This window comes from Variovorax sp. PBL-H6 (assembly GCF_901827155.1).
Lineage (GTDB): Bacteria > Pseudomonadota > Gammaproteobacteria > Burkholderiales > Burkholderiaceae_C > Variovorax.
Map to the genome: position 1 here is coordinate 5344682 of NZ_LR594659.1, position 13519 is coordinate 5358200.

Here is a 13519-nt window from a genome sequence, read left to right on the forward strand (position 1 = left end):
GTCAGGTCATGACGGGCTCTTTGGGTTTCCTCAGCCCGCCGCTTTCGCGCCTGGCTTTCTCAACGCCACCTTGGAGTGGCAGGGGCAGTAGGAATCGAACCTACAACCTTCGGTTTTGGAGACCGACGCTCTGCCAATTGAGCTATACCCCTCCGCGAAATCGCTTAGACGTCCAGAATTTTCGCCACCACGCCCGAGCCCACGGTGCGGCCGCCTTCGCGAATGGCGAAGCGCAGGCCCTCCTCCATGGCGATGGGGTTGATCAGCTTCACCGTGATGGACACGTTGTCGCCGGGCATGACCATCTCCTTGTCCTGGGGCAGCTCGATCGCACCGGTCACATCGGTGGTGCGGAAGTAGAACTGCGGACGGTAGTTGTTGAAGAAAGGCGTGTGACGCCCGCCCTCGTCCTTGCTCAGCACATACACCTCGGCGGTGAAGTGCGTGTGGGGCTTGATGGAGCCCGGCTTGCACAGCACCTGCCCGCGCTCGACATCCTCACGCTTGGTGCCGCGCAGCAGCACACCCACGTTGTCGCCAGCCTGGCCCTGGTCCAGCAGCTTGCGGAACATCTCAACGCCCGTGCAGGTGGTCTTCTGGGTCGCTCGGATGCCGACAATCTCGATTTCCTCGCCAACCTTGATGACGCCGCGCTCAACGGCTCCGGTCACCACGGTGCCGCGGCCAGAGATGGAGAAGACGTCTTCCACAGGCATGAGGAAGGTGCCGTCCACCGCACGCTCAGGGGTGGGGATGTAGCTGTCCAGGGCCTCGGCCAGCTTCATGATGGAGCCCTCGCCGAGTTCGCCCTTGTCGCCTTCCAGGGCCAGCTTGGCCGAGCCGTGAATGATGGGGGTGTCGTCGCCCGGGAATTCGTACTTGTCCAGCAGCTCGCGCACCTCCATCTCGACGAGCTCCAGCAGCTCCTTGTCGTCGACCATGTCGCACTTGTTGAGGTAAACGATGATGTAGCCCACACCCACCTGGCGCGCCAGCAGGATGTGCTCACGGGTCTGGGGCATCGGGCCGTCGGCTGCCGAGCACACGAGGATGGCGCCGTCCATCTGGGCGGCACCGGTGATCATGTTCTTGACGTAGTCGGCGTGGCCAGGGCAATCAACGTGCGCGTAGTGGCGATTGGCCGTCTCGTACTCGACGTGGGCCGTGTTGATGGTGATGCCGCGCGCCTTTTCTTCGGGCGCCGCATCGATCTGGTCGTAGGCCTTGGCTTCACCGCCGAACTTGGCCGACAGCACGGTCGCAATCGCCGCCGTCAGGGTCGTCTTGCCATGGTCCACGTGACCGATCGTGCCCACGTTCACGTGCGGCTTCGTGCGGGTGAATTTTCCTTTTGCCATTTTCTCGACTCCGAAAAATAACTAGATCAACACACTGACATGGGGTTGCAACCACCCGGCTGCAACCCCAAGACTGGTGCCCATTGCGGGAATCGGACCCGCGACCTCTCCCTTACCAAGGGAGTGCTCTACCACTGAGCCAAATGGGCGAAATACCTATAAAACCTGCACCTTGCGTCGACGGAGATTGCTGGAGCGGGAGACGGGAATCGAACCCGCGTCATTAGCTTGGAAGGCTAGGGTTCTACCATTGAACTACTCCCGCATTCGGTGCAACCCCTCGAGCAAGGGCTGCACCGTAGCACGGTCCGGGTTTTGCGCTTTCGCCTTCCAGCCCTGCACCGAAACCCGTCATTCAAACGCTCTGCAAAATCCGTTCTTCGCTGGTGGAGAGGGCTGGATTCGAACCAGCGTACTCGTAAGAGGGCAGATTTACAGTCTGCTGCCATTAACCACTCGGCCACCTCTCCGGCGAACCTCGAAATATAGCACGGTTGACAGGGCAGGTCGATCAGAGGGCTTGGCTGTGATCAGGACAGGGCAGCACCGCTCCGCGGCCGAAATGTCTCCAGCCGCCGCTGCACAGCGGCCCGCTTATTTCACCCGGATCAATTAAAGAGCCTGGGACTCCCGCCAAGCCCGGGCCTCGCCAAAATGGCCGCAACCGATGAAGGGAACCGGTGGGCGAAGCGCCGAAAGCGGCGAGGGATGGTTCGCGGCCAGCACCTTGTGCCGGTCGCTGTCAATCAGGGCACGCTTGCTTTGTGCATGCGATCCCCACAACATGAAAACCACCGGGCGGTCGCCGTCGGCTATGTGGCGAATCACGGCATCGGTCAGCACCTCCCAGCCCCGACCGGAATGGCTGGCTGGCTGCCCCTCCTCCACCGTCAGGCAGGTGTTGAGCAGCAGCACGCCGTGAGTGGCCCATTTGACAAGGCTGCCGCCCGGATCGGGGAAACGCGGCGGTGGGGTGCCGAGGTCGCGCTCCAGCTCCTTGAAGATGTTGCGCAGCGATGGTGGGAGGGCCACGCCAGGCGCCACGGAAAAGGCGAGTCCCTCGGCTTGGCCACGCCCGTGGTACGGGTCCTGGCCCAGGACCACGACGCGCACCGCCTCCGGCGGCGTGAGCTCGAGGGCCCGCAGGGGCCGAGGCGGAAAGATGGCTGTGCCAGCCTCGAGCCGCTCATGCAGGAAGTCGACCAGCTTGAGCCCGGCCGGCGAGCCGAAGAACTCCCCGACCAGGGGCTGCCACCCCGGGGCAACAGGCCAATCAGCCGGATCGCAGCTGGCCAGTTGGGTGGGCAGCGGGCTCATCGGAACAGCTCAGCCAGTGCATCGCCCGGCTCGTCGGCACGCATGAAGGCCTCGCCCACCAAAAAGGCATTGACGCCGGCGGCACGCAGCTTCGCCACGTCCTCACGCAATGTGATGCCGGACTCCGTGACGAGGAGGCGATCTGCCGGCATTCTCGGCAGCAAATCGAGGGTGGTCTGCACCGAGACCTCGAAGGTCCGCAGATTGCGGTTGTTGATGCCGATGAGTGGCGTGCGTAGCTTCAGCGCCCGATCCAGCTCGGCCGCATCGTGCACTTCCACCAGCACGGCCATGCCCAGCCCCGCCGCGATGACCTCGAAATCGCGCATCTGCGCGTCGTCCAGGGAGGCCGCGATCAGCAGGATCGCATCGGCGCCGATGGCCCGCGATTCGTAGACCTGGTAGGCATCGACGATGAAGTCCTTGCGCAGCACCGGCAGCTCGCAGGAGGCGCGCGCCTGCTTGAGATAGTCGATACCGCCCTGGAAGAACTGGCGATCGGTCAAGACCGAGAGGCAGGCAGCGCTGACCCTGCCGTCGCCTTCGGCATAGCTCTGCGCGATGTCGGCCGGGATGAAGTCGGCGCGCAACACGCCTTTGCTCGGACTGGCCTTCTTGACCTCGGCGATGACTGCCGCCTGGCCGCCTGCGATCTTGGCGCGCAGCGCGCCGGTGAAGTCGCGCGTGAGCACCCGGCTTTCGGCATCGAAGCGCATGGCTTCGAGCGAGCGCTTCTTGCGCGCCGCAGCCACCTCTTCTTGCTTGACCGCGACGATTTTCTCGAGGATGTCGGACATGCCTTCCCCCTCCTCAGGCCGCGTGGGTCGCCTGGACCAGTTCGGCCAGCTTGACCTTCGCCGCGCCCGACTCCAGCGCCGCACGGGCGCGCGCGATCCCGCCCGCCATCGAGTCGACCAGGTCGGCTGCATAGAGCGCAGCGCCGGCATTGAGGATCACGATGTCGCGCGCCGGCCCCGGCTGGTTGTCCAGCACGCCCAGCAGCATCGCCTTCGATTGCTCGGGGGTCTCGACGCGCAGTGTGCGGTTGCTCGACATCGCGAAGCCGAAGTCCTCGGGATGCAACTCGTACTCGCGCACCTCGCCGTTCTTCAGCTCGCCGACCATGGTGGCGGCGCCGAGCGAGATCTCGTCCATGCCGTCGCGCCCATAGACCACCAGCGCATGTTCCGCGCCCAGCCGCTGCAGCGCGCGCACCTGGATGCCGACCAGGTCCGCATGGAACACGCCCATCAGAATGTTCGGCGCGCCGGCCGGGTTGGTGAGAGGCCCCAGGATGTTGAAGATGGTCTTGATGCCCAACTCCTTGCGCACCGGCGCCACGTTCTTCATGGCCGGGTGGTGGTTGGGCGCGAACATGAAGCCGATGCCCACGTCCGCGATGCACTTCGCGATCTGCTCGGGCGCAAGGTTGATGTTGACGCCCAGCGACTCCAGCACGTCCGCGCTGCCGGACTTGCTGCTCACGCTCCGGCCACCATGCTTGCTGACCTTGGCGCCCGCTGCGGCCGCCACGAACATCGAGCACGTCGAGATGTTGAAGGTGTGCGAGCCGTCGCCGCCGGTTCCGACGATGTCGACCAGGTGGCGGGTGTCGGCCACCGGGACCTTGGTCGAGACCTCGCGCATCACTTGCGCGGCAGCAGTGATCTCGCCGATGGTTTCCTTCTTGACGCGCAGGCCGGTGATCAGCGCCGCCATCATCACCGGCGAGCACTCCCCGCTCATGATGAGACGCACAATGTGCAGCATCTCGTCGTGGAACACCTCGCGGTGCTCGATGGTGCGTTGCAGGGCTTCCTGGGGGGTGATGGGCATGATGAAGTCTCCCTTGGGTCAGTGAACGGATGGGCCTGCGCCCGGATTTTCTGCGAGTGCAAGCCGGACGCCAAAGCCGATGAACAGGGCGCCCGCGCCGCGCTCCAGCCAGTGCATGCCGCGGCGTACGGAGCCCACATGGCGCGCCGTCCAGCCTGCCAGCAAGGCCCATCCGACATTCACGAAAATGGCGTTGAAGTTGAACAGCGTCCCCAACAGGAAGAAAGCCAGCGGCTTGCTGGCCGTCTCGGGCGCGATGAACTGCGGCACAAAAGCGAGGAAGAACAGCGCCACCTTCGGGTTGAGCACATTGGTCCAGAAGCCACCGAGAAAGACGCTCTTCAGGCTGGGACGATCCGGCACGTCGTCGATCGGCAGGACATCCTCCTTCGGCATGCGTGACACGAGCATGCGGATGCCGACCCAAAGAAGGTAGGCCGCGCCGACCCACTTGAGCACCGTGAACAACCCCGCCGAGGCCTGCATCAGCGCACCCAAGCCCACCGCGGCAGCAGTGATGTGCACGAAACAACCCGCCGTGATGCCCAGTCCGGCCACGATGCCGGCGCGCACGCCCGAGCGCAGTGCGCGCGTCACGATATAGAGCACGTCCGGGCCGGGCGTCAGGTTCAACAGCAGACCGGCAATGACGAAGAGCAGCAGCGATTGCACCTCAGGCATGAAAGAAGCTCCGTATGGCGGCGATGGCGTGGTCGATGCCATCGGCGTCGACGTCCAGGTGCGTCGCGAAACGCAGGCGGTACAGACCGGTGGCAAGCACACCCTCACGCTTCAGGTGGGGGAGCAAGTCGGCGGAGCGCGCCTGCGCCGCGCCCACCAGGTCGACGAAGAGCAGATTGGTTTGCGGCGCCTCGACTTGCAAGCCGTCGATTCCGGCCAGGCCCTCGGCCAGCCGGCGCGCCAGCGCGTGATCATCGGCCAGACGATCGATGTGGTGCTCCAGCGCATGCGACGCCGCGGCAGCCAGCATCCCGGCCTGGCGCATGCCGCCGCCAGCCATCTTCCGGATGCGGTGGGCGCGCGCGATCAGCTCGCGCGATCCGCACAGCGCTGAGCCCACCGGCGCGCCGAGGCCTTTGCTGAAGCAGACGGAGACGCTGTCGAAGCAGCCCGCGATACCCCGTGCCTCGTCGCGGGCGTCGCTGCCGCGCTGCGCCGCCTGCGCAACCGCCGCGTTGAAGAGTCGCGCGCCATCGAGATGCCGCGCGAGACCGCTGCGCTTCGCGAGCTGCGTGGCCTTCTCGACATAGTCGAAAGGCAGCAGCTTGCCGCCCAACGTGTTCTCCAGCGCGAGCAAGCGGGTACGGGCGAAATGCGCGTCATCGGGCTTGATGGCGGCCTCGATGTCTTTCAGGGCCAGGGTGCCGTCCGGCTGATGATCGAGCGGCTGCGGCTGCACGCTGCCGAACACCGCCGCGCCACCGCCTTCCCAGCGATAGCAGTGCGCCATCTGACCGACGATGTACTCGTCGCCACGCTGGCAATGGGCAAGGATCCCGCAAAAATTGCTCTGCGTTCCGGTTGGGACGAAGAGAGCCGCCTCGAAACCCAGCATTTCGGCGATCTGCGCCTGGAGCGCGTTGACGCTTGGATCGTCAGCGAACACGTCGTCTCCCAGCGGCGCCGCGAGCATGGCCTCGCGCATTGCGGCGGTCGGCCGGGTGACAGTGTCGCTGCGCAGATCGACCAGGGGCCTGCTCATGGTGTTACTCCAGGAAGTTCTTGAGCATGGCGTGGCCGTGCTCGGTGAGGATGGACTCGGGGTGGAACTGCACGCCCTCGATGCGCACTGGTCGCTCGAAGCCGGTGTGCCGCACGCCCATGATCTCGCCGTCCTCGGTCCAGGCCGTGAGCTTGAGTTCGCCCGGGCAGGAGTCGCGCTCGATGGACAGCGAGTGGTAGCGATTGACCACGAACTTCTCGGGCAACCCGGCGAAGACACCTTCGCGCGTGGTCGTGATCTCGCTGGTCTTGCCATGCATGAGCTGCTGCGCACGCACGATGCGAGCGCCGAACGCAGCGCCGATCGCCTGGTGGCCCAGGCAGACCCCCAGAATCGGCAGCGTGCCAGCGAACTCCTTGATCGCCGCAACCGAGATGCCGGCTTCGGCCGGCGAACACGGTCCGGGCGAGATCACCAGCCGCCCGACCCCGGCCGCGATGCGCTCGCCCACCCCTTCGACCGTGATCTCGTCATTGCGATGCACTTCCACCTCGGCGCCAAGCTCGCCGAAATACTGGACGAGGTTGTAGGTAAAGCTGTCGTAGTTGTCGATCATCAGCAGTTTCATGGCTTGGCTCCGATCCGATGCACGCCCTTGACCACCGGGAACACGTTGAAATTGACGAGCAAGCCCAGCGGCAGCCCCGACAGCCGCACGGTGGCCTGCGCCTGGGCACGATGCAGGTCGGTCAACACATCCACCGCCTTCACCTCGACGACCACCGATTGCTCGACCACGAAGCCCGCGCGGCAGACCTCGCCCAGCGATCGGCCCTTGTAGCTGGCCGACACCGGCACGTCCCGCACGAAGCCGATCTCGCGCTCGGCGAGCTCGATCTCCAGTGCGGCGGCGTACGCCTCGGCCGGCAGGCCAACGCCGAGCACCCGTTGCACCTCGATCGCGGCCCCGATGATCTCGTGCGAGAAGTCGGTGTTCTGAAATTCGTCGGCCATCACTCGAGTCCTTCCTCGACCAGTTCGGCGGCGCGCAGCAGCGCTCGCGCCTTCGCCTCGGTTTCCTTCCACTCCAGCTCCGGCACCGAATCGGCCACCACACCCGCCGCCGCCTGCACGTGCAGCATCTGGTCCTTCACGATGCCAGTCCGGATGGCGATGGCCACGTCCATGTCGCCCGCATAGCTGATGTAGCCGCAGGCACCGCCATAAAGGCCGCGCTTGGTGGGCTCCAGCTGGTCGATCAGCTCCATCGCGTGCACCTTGGGCGCGCCCGTCAGGGTGCCGGCGGGAAAGGTGGCCTTCAACACGTCGATGGCCGTCATGCCGTCCTTCAAGGTGCCCTCCACATTGCTCACGATGTGCATCACGTGGCTGTAGCGCTCGATGGCGAAGGCCTCTGTCACCTTCACGCTCCCGGTCTTGGCGATGCGGCCGATGTCGTTGCGCGCCAGGTCGATCAGCATCACGTGCTCGGCACGCTCCTTGGGGTCGTTGATCAGCTCCTGCTCGGCCGCCTTGTCCAGCTCGGGCGAGGCACCGCGCGGCCGGGTGCCGGCGAGGGGTCGGATGGTGATCTTCTGCTCGCCTCCGCCCGTTTGCTCCTGGCGCACCAGGATCTCCGGCGAGGCGCCCACCACGTGGAAGTCGCCCAGGTCGTAGTAGTACATGTAGGGAGACGGGTTGAGCGAACGCAGCGCGCGGTAAAGCGACAGCGGCGATTCGGTGTAGCGCTTGCTGATGCGTTGGCCCACCTGGACCTGCATGAAGTCGCCGGCGGCGATCAGTTCCTTGGCCCGCTCCACCGCCGCGAGGTAGTCGGCCTTGGCGAAGCTGCGCTCGGGGGGATGCGCCTGGGTCGGCCGCACCTGTGGCGCGCTGACCGAGTACTTGAGCTGCTCACGCAGCTCGCGCAGGCGCCGCTTGGCATTGGCATAGGCCTCCGGTTGAGCCGGGTCGGCGTAGACGATCAGGTAGAGCTTGCCCGAGAGGTTGTCGATCACCGCCAGTTCCTCGCATTGCAGCAAGAGGATGTCGGGGCAGCCCAGCGTGTCGGGCGGACAACTCAGTTCGAGCTTTTTCTCGATATGGCGCACCGTGTCGTACCCGAAGTAGCCGGCCAGCCCACCGCAGAAGCGCGGCAGGCCGGGCCGCAGGGCCACCTTGAAGCGTTCCTGGTAAGCCGCGACGAAGTCCAGCGGATTGCCGCGAACCTCCTCGACCACCTTGCCGCCGGTGACGACCTGTGTCAGCGCCTTGGCGCCGAAGCCACTGGCGCGCAGCAGGGTACGCGCCGGCAGGCCGATGAAGCTGTAGCGGCCGAAGCGCTCGCCGCCCACGACCGATTCCAGCAGGAAGCTATGGCGGCCGCCTTCCTTCGCGTGAGCCAGCTTGAGATAAAGGGACAGCGGGGTTTCGAGGTCGGCAAAGGCCTCGACCATCAGCGGGATGCGGTTGTAGCCCTGCGCGCTGAGGCTCTTGAATTCGAGTTCGGTGATCACGGGGTGGGGTCTCCGTCAGCCGGCGACACCACGTGGTCGCCAGTGTCATTCACATGAGAGATGGCCGCGTCGCGATGGACCTCGGCCGTGGGCGCACGGCGTGCGCCGTGCAATCAAACAGGCTGCAACGATGGCGTGCGCCAAGGCCAGGCTCCCCGGCCGCCTTGACCTGTCTGATTGACGTGATGAATGAACATGGAGGCGCGAGTTTATCCCAGGGACTTCCGCAAGACAAAAGAATGCTAGCGCACGAGGTGCACGCGCAGCGCCCCGAGCTGCGAATACAGCTGGTGCACCGCCTTCTCATCCAGGCCCGCGAAGAGCTCCAGCAGCCATTCCTCGTGCGCTTTCGCCATGGCCTCGAAACCGCGGCGGCCCTTGGGCGTCAGGCTCACGATCCAGGCCCGGCGGTCTTCCGGGCTCGCCGAGCGCTGGACCACGCCCTCGCGCTCGAGCTCGTCGGTCAGCCCCGTGACATTGCCGCCCGTCACCATGAGGTAGCGCGACAGCACGCGCATCTTGAGGCCTTCGCGGTAGCGGTAGAGCTGCGCCATGTAGTCGAAGCGCGCCAGCGAGATGTCGAAGTTCTCGCGCAGCCGCTTGCGGATCTCGGCCTCCACCTGTGTGGTGCTGGCCAGCATGCGCAGCCAGAGCTTGAGGACCGCATGGTCGCCGGTGCCGGCACGGGCCTCGTGGCCCAGCTCCTGCGCGTCGCTCAAGAGCGCATGCGAAGCGTCGTTCTGTTTCATGTGACCTCGCCGCCCGAGACCGAGATCGATTGCCCGTTGACCGACGCAGCGCCCTCCCCGCACAGCCAGCGCACCGCATCCGCCACCTCGGCCGGCTGCACGATGCGGCGCTGCGGGTTGACCGCAGCGAACTCCGCCATTGCCTCGGCCTCGCTGCGCCCCGTCTTGCCGACCACATTGCTGACGCTGTCGCGCAGGATGTCGGTGTCCGTATAGCCCGGGCAGACGGCATTCACCGTCACGCCCTTGCGTGCCACCTCCATCGCCAGCGAGCGCGTGAGCCCGATCACGCCGTGCTTGGCCGCCGTGTAGGCGCTGACATAGGCGTAGCCCTTCTGCCCCGCCGTGCTCGCGATGTTGACGATGCGGCCCCAGCCTGCTTCGAGCATGCCCGGCAGCGCCGCCTGGGCGCAGAGGAAGCTGCCCGTCAGGTTGACGTTCAGCATCCGCTGCCACAGCGCGACCGATGTCTTCAGGAAGGGCGCACTCTCGGCCGCGCCGGCGTTGTTGACCAGAATCGCGACCGGCCCGCGCTCGGCCCGCGCCTGCGCGAAGGCCGCTGCCACCGCCTCGGGATCAGCCACGTCGGCGGTCACGACGCCATGGCCGCTGCCGGGCAGCGAGCCGACCACGCGCAGCAGTGCGGCGCGGTCGCGCCCGAGCAGGGTCAGGGCTGCGCCCTCCGCTGCCAGCGCGCGCGCGATTTCGGCACCGATGCCGCGTGCGGCACCGGTCACGAGCACGTGGCGGCCCGTCATTGAATGTGCTTGCATACCTGAAGTGTCCAGTCCTGAAAACGTTCCATGGTCGGCGATGGCATGCGCCCTCTCAGCGCATCAGGCGTCCGCCGTTGATGTCCAGCGTGGCACCGGTCACGAAGGCCGCGGCGGGCGAGGCCAGGTAGACCACTGCCGCGGCCACTTCTTCCGGCTCGCCGAAGCGTCCGACCGGGATACCCGCGGCAAGCGTCCGGCGCTGCCTCTCGTCCATCGCCTCGAGCACCGGGCTGCGCACCGCCGCCGGCGCCAGTGCGTTCACCGTGACGCCGTGCGGCGCGAGTTCCTGCGCGAAAGCGCGGGTGAGTGCGACCACGCCCGCCTTCGAGGCGGCGTAGTGCACGCCGGTCGCCGCGCTCGCCTGCTGCCCGGCGATCGAGCCCAGGTTGACGATGCGGCCCGTGCCGCGCTCGCGCATGTGGCGCCCGGCGAGGCGGCAGCCGAAGAAGCTGCCGCGCAGATTGACAGCCAGCACCTCGTCCCATTCCGCAACGTCGATGTCCCAGAGCGAAGTCGAAGGTGTGCGGGCGGCATTGTTGACCATCACGTCGACGCCGCCGAAGCGCTGCACGGCGGCGTCGAAGCACAGTTGGAAACTGGCCTCATCGCGCACGTCGAGCGCCATCGCGCTGGCCTCGTGCCCTGCGTCGCGCAAGCCGGCTGCCACGCCCTCGGCCGCCTGCTCATCGATGTCGGTCAGCATCACGCAGGCGCCGGCCTCGGCCAGCCCGCGCGCGATCGCCGCACCGAGCCCTTGCCCTGCTCCGGTCACGAAGGCCGAGCGTCCGTCCAAGGAGAACAGCGCGGTACGCGTCGACATGGCATCAGCCCTTGGCCGGCGCTCGCCCGCCGGGCCCATGGTCCCAGGTCGCGGCAGTCACGCCGAGCTCGCGCAGCTTGTACTTCTGCACCTTGCCGTTCTCGGTGCGCGGCAGGTCCGGCAGCAGGTCGACATAGCGCGGCAGGGCAAAGTACGGCAGCCGGGCCTCGCAGAAGGCGCGCAGCTCGGCCAGCTCGAGGCGCTCGCCCTCGCGCGCCACCAGCGCGGCCATCACCTCGTCCTCGGCCAGCTCGGAGCGCACGGGATAGACCGCGCAGGCGGCGACACCCGGATGGCTCAGCAGCACCTGCTCGACCTCGAAGGAAGAGATGTTCTCCCCGCGCCGGCGAATCGCGTCCTTGATGCGGTCGACGAAGCGGAAAGCCCCGTCCGCCTCGCGCACAACACGGTCGCCCGTGTGAAACCACAGGTTGCGCCAGGCTTCGACCGTCTTCTCCGGCATGTTGAAGTAGCCGCTCGCGAAGGCATGCGGCTCGTCGGCGCGCAGCAGCAGTTCGCCGGCTTCGCCGTCCGGCAGCGCAACGTCGTGCTCATCCGCCACGCGCGCCTGGAAACCGGGGCGCAGCCAGCCCATCACCCCGCCGCGCGGCGAATCGGGCGCGGTGGCGATGGCGAAGTTGGTCTCGGTGGAACCATAGCCCTCCAGCAGCCGCACGCCCGTGCGTTCCAGGAAGGCCAGGGCCGCCGATTCCGGTACGCCGGGTCCCAGCCCGACGCGCACGCGGTGGTCGCGCTCGCCGGGTCCTTCGGGCTGCGCCAGGAGGATGGGCACCATCGCACCCAGCAGGTAGACCACCGTCGCGCCCGAGGCCCGCATCGACGGCCAGAAGCCCGATGCCGAGAAGCGGGGCTCGAAGACCACTTCGCACCCGGTGAGCGCCGCCTGCGCGAAGGTGTTGAGCGCGTTGATATGAAAGAGGGGCAGCGTGGTGCACAACAAGTCCTCGGGCCCGACCCCGAGCACATCGGCACTGTTGGCGCCCCACCAGTAGTACTGCGCATGCGGGCACACAACCCCCTTCGCCGGACCGGTCGTGCCGGAGGTGTAGAGGATGGCCAGCGGGTCTCCGGGCTGCATCGCCGCCGGCAACAGGGCCTCGCGCGCTGCGGGATAGGGCAGCGTGCGCACGTCCGGTGGCGCATTGCCGGCGTGCCCATCCAGCACCCAGATCTCGCGCAGAGAAGTGCGCGCCAGATCTGCGGCCAGCAAGCGCTCGAGAAAGGCCGCTTCGATGACCAGCAGCTTCGCCTCGCTGTTCTGCAGGAAGTATTCGATCTGCGGCCCCATCGAGGCCGTGTTGATCGGCACCATCGCCGCGCCCAGCCACCCGCAGCCGAGAAAGACTTCGAGGAACTCGATGCGGTTGCCGCTCATCAGCGCGACGCGGTCCCCGCGCTGCACGCCGGCCTGCGCCAGCGCCGCGGCACGCGCGCCCGCCGCGCGCTGCGCATCTCCGTGCGTCCATGACCGCCCCGCCATGCGCAGCAACGGCCGCTCGCCGAAGCGCGCCGCCTGGCGCTCCAGCATCGCGGGCAGCGTGCGTTGCGAGGGCGGCAGCGGGCTGGCGGGGCGCTCAGTCGTCATCGTTCGTGCCCCCGCCGAGGTAGGTGGCCTGCACGCGCGGATCACTGGCCAGCTCCTGCGACGCGCCGGTCAGCGCGATCTCGCCGGTCTCCAGCACATAGCCGTGGTCCGAGCTCTCCAGTGCCGCGCGCGCGTTCTGCTCGACCAGCAGGATGGAGACGCCGTCCTCACGCAGCTTGCGCACGATGGCCAGGATGTCGCGCACGATCAGCGGCGCCAAGCCCAGGCTGGGCTCGTCCAGCATCAGCAGGCGCGGCGCCGACATGAGCGCGCGACCCACCGCCAGCATCTGCCGCTCGCCGCCCGAGAGCGTGTCGGCGCGCTGCGCGCGGCGCTCGGCCAAGCGCGGGAAGCGGTCGTAGACAGACTGCAGCCGCTTCTTCAGGGCATCGCTGCGCAGCTTGCTGCCGAAGGCACCGAGCTGCAGGTTGTCGAGCACGCTGAGTTCGCCGAAAAGCTCGCGCTTCTCGGGCACCAGGCAGAGGCCGCGCTCGACGCGCGCCTCCACGTCGAGCCCGTGCAGGTCCTCGCCCTCGAAGCGCAGCACCCCTTTGCAGGGCAGCAGGCCCATGGCGGCAGCGAGCAGCGTGGTCTTGCCTGCGCCGTTCGGGCCGATGACCGAGATGATCTGGCCGTGTTCCAGGTTGAGCGAGACGCCGCGAACCGCATCGACCTGACCGTAAGACACATGAAGGTCGCCTATTTCGAGCATCGCGGTCATTTGGAGGCCTTCTCTTGGCTTGTCACTTCGGGGTGTGTTGCTCCCGCTTGTCTTGCTCCCTCTCCCTCTGGGGGAGGGCTGGGGTGAGGGCACCGGGCGCTTGATTCGTACGTTGCTGTTGATTTGAAGCCTGAGC

Annotated in this window: 14 protein-coding genes and 4 tRNA genes; all 18 read right to left on the minus strand. The window is 66.9% G+C overall.

All coding sequences use genetic code 11. From position 1 onward, the window contains the following. Positions 1 to 76: 76 nt before the first annotated feature. Positions 77 to 152, minus strand: a tRNA-Trp gene (locus tag G3W89_RS25240). A gap of 12 nt (positions 153 to 164) precedes the next feature. Continuing rightward, a complete protein-coding gene (gene tuf / locus G3W89_RS25245; protein WP_162576716.1) occupies positions 165 to 1358 on the minus strand; it encodes an elongation factor Tu in 1194 nt (397 codons plus the stop codon). Positions 1359 to 1432: 74 nt separating this feature from the next. Then, a tRNA-Thr gene (locus G3W89_RS25250) sits at positions 1433 to 1507 on the minus strand. A gap of 42 nt (positions 1508 to 1549) precedes the next feature. Continuing rightward, positions 1550 to 1623: transfer RNA gene (locus G3W89_RS25255), tRNA-Gly, on the minus strand. A gap of 119 nt (positions 1624 to 1742) precedes the next feature. Beyond that, positions 1743 to 1828 (minus strand) — tRNA-Tyr (locus G3W89_RS25260). Positions 1829 to 1970: 142 nt separating this feature from the next. Continuing rightward, on the minus strand, positions 1971 to 2675 hold the full coding sequence (locus tag G3W89_RS25265; protein WP_162576717.1) for a uracil-DNA glycosylase: 705 nt from the start codon (positions 2673 to 2675) through the stop codon (positions 1971 to 1973). Further along, a complete protein-coding gene (trpC, locus tag G3W89_RS25270) occupies positions 2672 to 3472 on the minus strand; it encodes an indole-3-glycerol phosphate synthase TrpC (RefSeq protein WP_162576718.1) in 801 nt (266 codons plus the stop codon). The genes G3W89_RS25265 and trpC overlap by 4 nt, the downstream gene beginning before the upstream one ends. A 13-nt stretch (positions 3473 to 3485) precedes the next feature. After that, a complete protein-coding gene (gene trpD, locus G3W89_RS25275; RefSeq protein ID WP_162576719.1) occupies positions 3486 to 4511 on the minus strand; it encodes an anthranilate phosphoribosyltransferase in 1026 nt (341 codons plus the stop codon). Positions 4512 to 4529: 18 nt separating this feature from the next. Then, positions 4530 to 5192, minus strand: a complete 663-nt coding sequence (locus G3W89_RS25280) for a LysE family translocator (protein WP_162576720.1) — start codon at positions 5190 to 5192, stop codon at positions 4530 to 4532. Further along, positions 5185 to 6234, minus strand: coding sequence for a low-specificity L-threonine aldolase (gene ltaE / locus G3W89_RS25285; protein ID WP_162576721.1), 1050 nt, complete (start codon positions 6232 to 6234; stop codon positions 5185 to 5187). Before ltaE ends, G3W89_RS25280 begins: the two co-directional genes overlap by 8 nt. A gap of 4 nt (positions 6235 to 6238) precedes the next feature. Beyond that, positions 6239 to 6823 (minus strand): anthranilate synthase component II, encoded by a 585-nt coding sequence (locus G3W89_RS25290; protein ID WP_162576722.1) that lies wholly within the window; start codon positions 6821 to 6823, stop codon positions 6239 to 6241. Next, the gene (locus G3W89_RS25295; RefSeq protein ID WP_162576723.1) at positions 6820 to 7209 is read right to left on the minus strand and encodes a GxxExxY protein; all 390 of its coding nucleotides are present in this window, start codon (positions 7207 to 7209) and stop codon (positions 6820 to 6822) included. Before G3W89_RS25295 ends, G3W89_RS25290 begins: the two co-directional genes overlap by 4 nt. Next, entirely contained in the window at positions 7209 to 8711 is a 1503-nt protein-coding gene (gene trpE, locus G3W89_RS25300) for an anthranilate synthase component I (protein WP_162576724.1), read from the minus strand. Before trpE ends, G3W89_RS25295 begins: the two co-directional genes overlap by 1 nt. Before the next feature lie 242 nt (positions 8712 to 8953). Further along, complete coding sequence (locus G3W89_RS25305) at positions 8954 to 9460, minus strand: MarR family winged helix-turn-helix transcriptional regulator (RefSeq protein ID WP_162576725.1); 507 nt, start codon at positions 9458 to 9460, stop codon at positions 8954 to 8956. Beyond that, a complete protein-coding gene (locus G3W89_RS25310; protein WP_162576726.1) occupies positions 9457 to 10233 on the minus strand; it encodes an SDR family NAD(P)-dependent oxidoreductase in 777 nt (258 codons plus the stop codon). The genes G3W89_RS25305 and G3W89_RS25310 overlap by 4 nt, the downstream gene beginning before the upstream one ends. 55 nt (positions 10234 to 10288) lie before the next feature. Beyond that, positions 10289 to 11056, minus strand: a complete 768-nt coding sequence (locus G3W89_RS25315) for an SDR family NAD(P)-dependent oxidoreductase (RefSeq protein WP_162576727.1) — start codon at positions 11054 to 11056, stop codon at positions 10289 to 10291. A 4-nt stretch (positions 11057 to 11060) separates the two neighbouring features. After that, complete coding sequence (locus tag G3W89_RS25320) at positions 11061 to 12662, minus strand: ATP-dependent acyl-CoA ligase (RefSeq protein ID WP_162576728.1); 1602 nt, start codon at positions 12660 to 12662, stop codon at positions 11061 to 11063. Then, positions 12652 to 13383: an ABC transporter ATP-binding protein gene (locus G3W89_RS25325; protein WP_162576729.1), complete on the minus strand. Its 732-nt coding sequence runs from the start codon at positions 13381 to 13383 to the stop codon at positions 12652 to 12654. The genes G3W89_RS25320 and G3W89_RS25325 overlap by 11 nt, the downstream gene beginning before the upstream one ends. Positions 13384 to 13519 lie beyond the last annotated feature (136 nt).

Excerpts from the sequence above, each read along its gene's own strand:
- G3W89_RS25280 (WP_162576720.1), bottom strand. The coding sequence starts at position 5,192 with ATGCCTGAGGTGCAATCGCTGCTGCTCTTCGTCATTGCCGGTCTGCTG.
- G3W89_RS25320 (WP_162576728.1), bottom strand. The coding sequence starts at position 12,662 with ATGACGACTGAGCGCCCCGCCAGCCCGCTGCCGCCCTCGCAACGCACG.
- ltaE (WP_162576721.1), bottom strand. The coding sequence starts at position 6,234 with ATGAGCAGGCCCCTGGTCGATCTGCGCAGCGACACTGTCACCCGGCCG.
- G3W89_RS25290 (WP_162576722.1), bottom strand. The coding sequence starts at position 6,823 with ATGAAACTGCTGATGATCGACAACTACGACAGCTTTACCTACAACCTC.
- G3W89_RS25265 (WP_162576717.1), bottom strand. The coding sequence starts at position 2,675 with ATGAGCCCGCTGCCCACCCAACTGGCCAGCTGCGATCCGGCTGATTGG.
- G3W89_RS25295 (WP_162576723.1), bottom strand. The coding sequence starts at position 7,209 with ATGGCCGACGAATTTCAGAACACCGACTTCTCGCACGAGATCATCGGG.
- G3W89_RS25310 (WP_162576726.1), bottom strand. The coding sequence starts at position 10,233 with ATGCAAGCACATTCAATGACGGGCCGCCACGTGCTCGTGACCGGTGCC.
- G3W89_RS25315 (WP_162576727.1), bottom strand. The coding sequence starts at position 11,056 with ATGTCGACGCGTACCGCGCTGTTCTCCTTGGACGGACGCTCGGCCTTC.
- trpC (WP_162576718.1), bottom strand. The coding sequence starts at position 3,472 with ATGTCCGACATCCTCGAGAAAATCGTCGCGGTCAAGCAAGAAGAGGTG.
- tuf (WP_162576716.1), bottom strand. The coding sequence starts at position 1,358 with ATGGCAAAAGGAAAATTCACCCGCACGAAGCCGCACGTGAACGTGGGC.
- G3W89_RS25305 (WP_162576725.1), bottom strand. The coding sequence starts at position 9,460 with ATGAAACAGAACGACGCTTCGCATGCGCTCTTGAGCGACGCGCAGGAG.
- G3W89_RS25325 (WP_162576729.1), bottom strand. The coding sequence starts at position 13,383 with ATGACCGCGATGCTCGAAATAGGCGACCTTCATGTGTCTTACGGTCAG.
- trpD (WP_162576719.1), bottom strand. The coding sequence starts at position 4,511 with ATGCCCATCACCCCCCAGGAAGCCCTGCAACGCACCATCGAGCACCGC.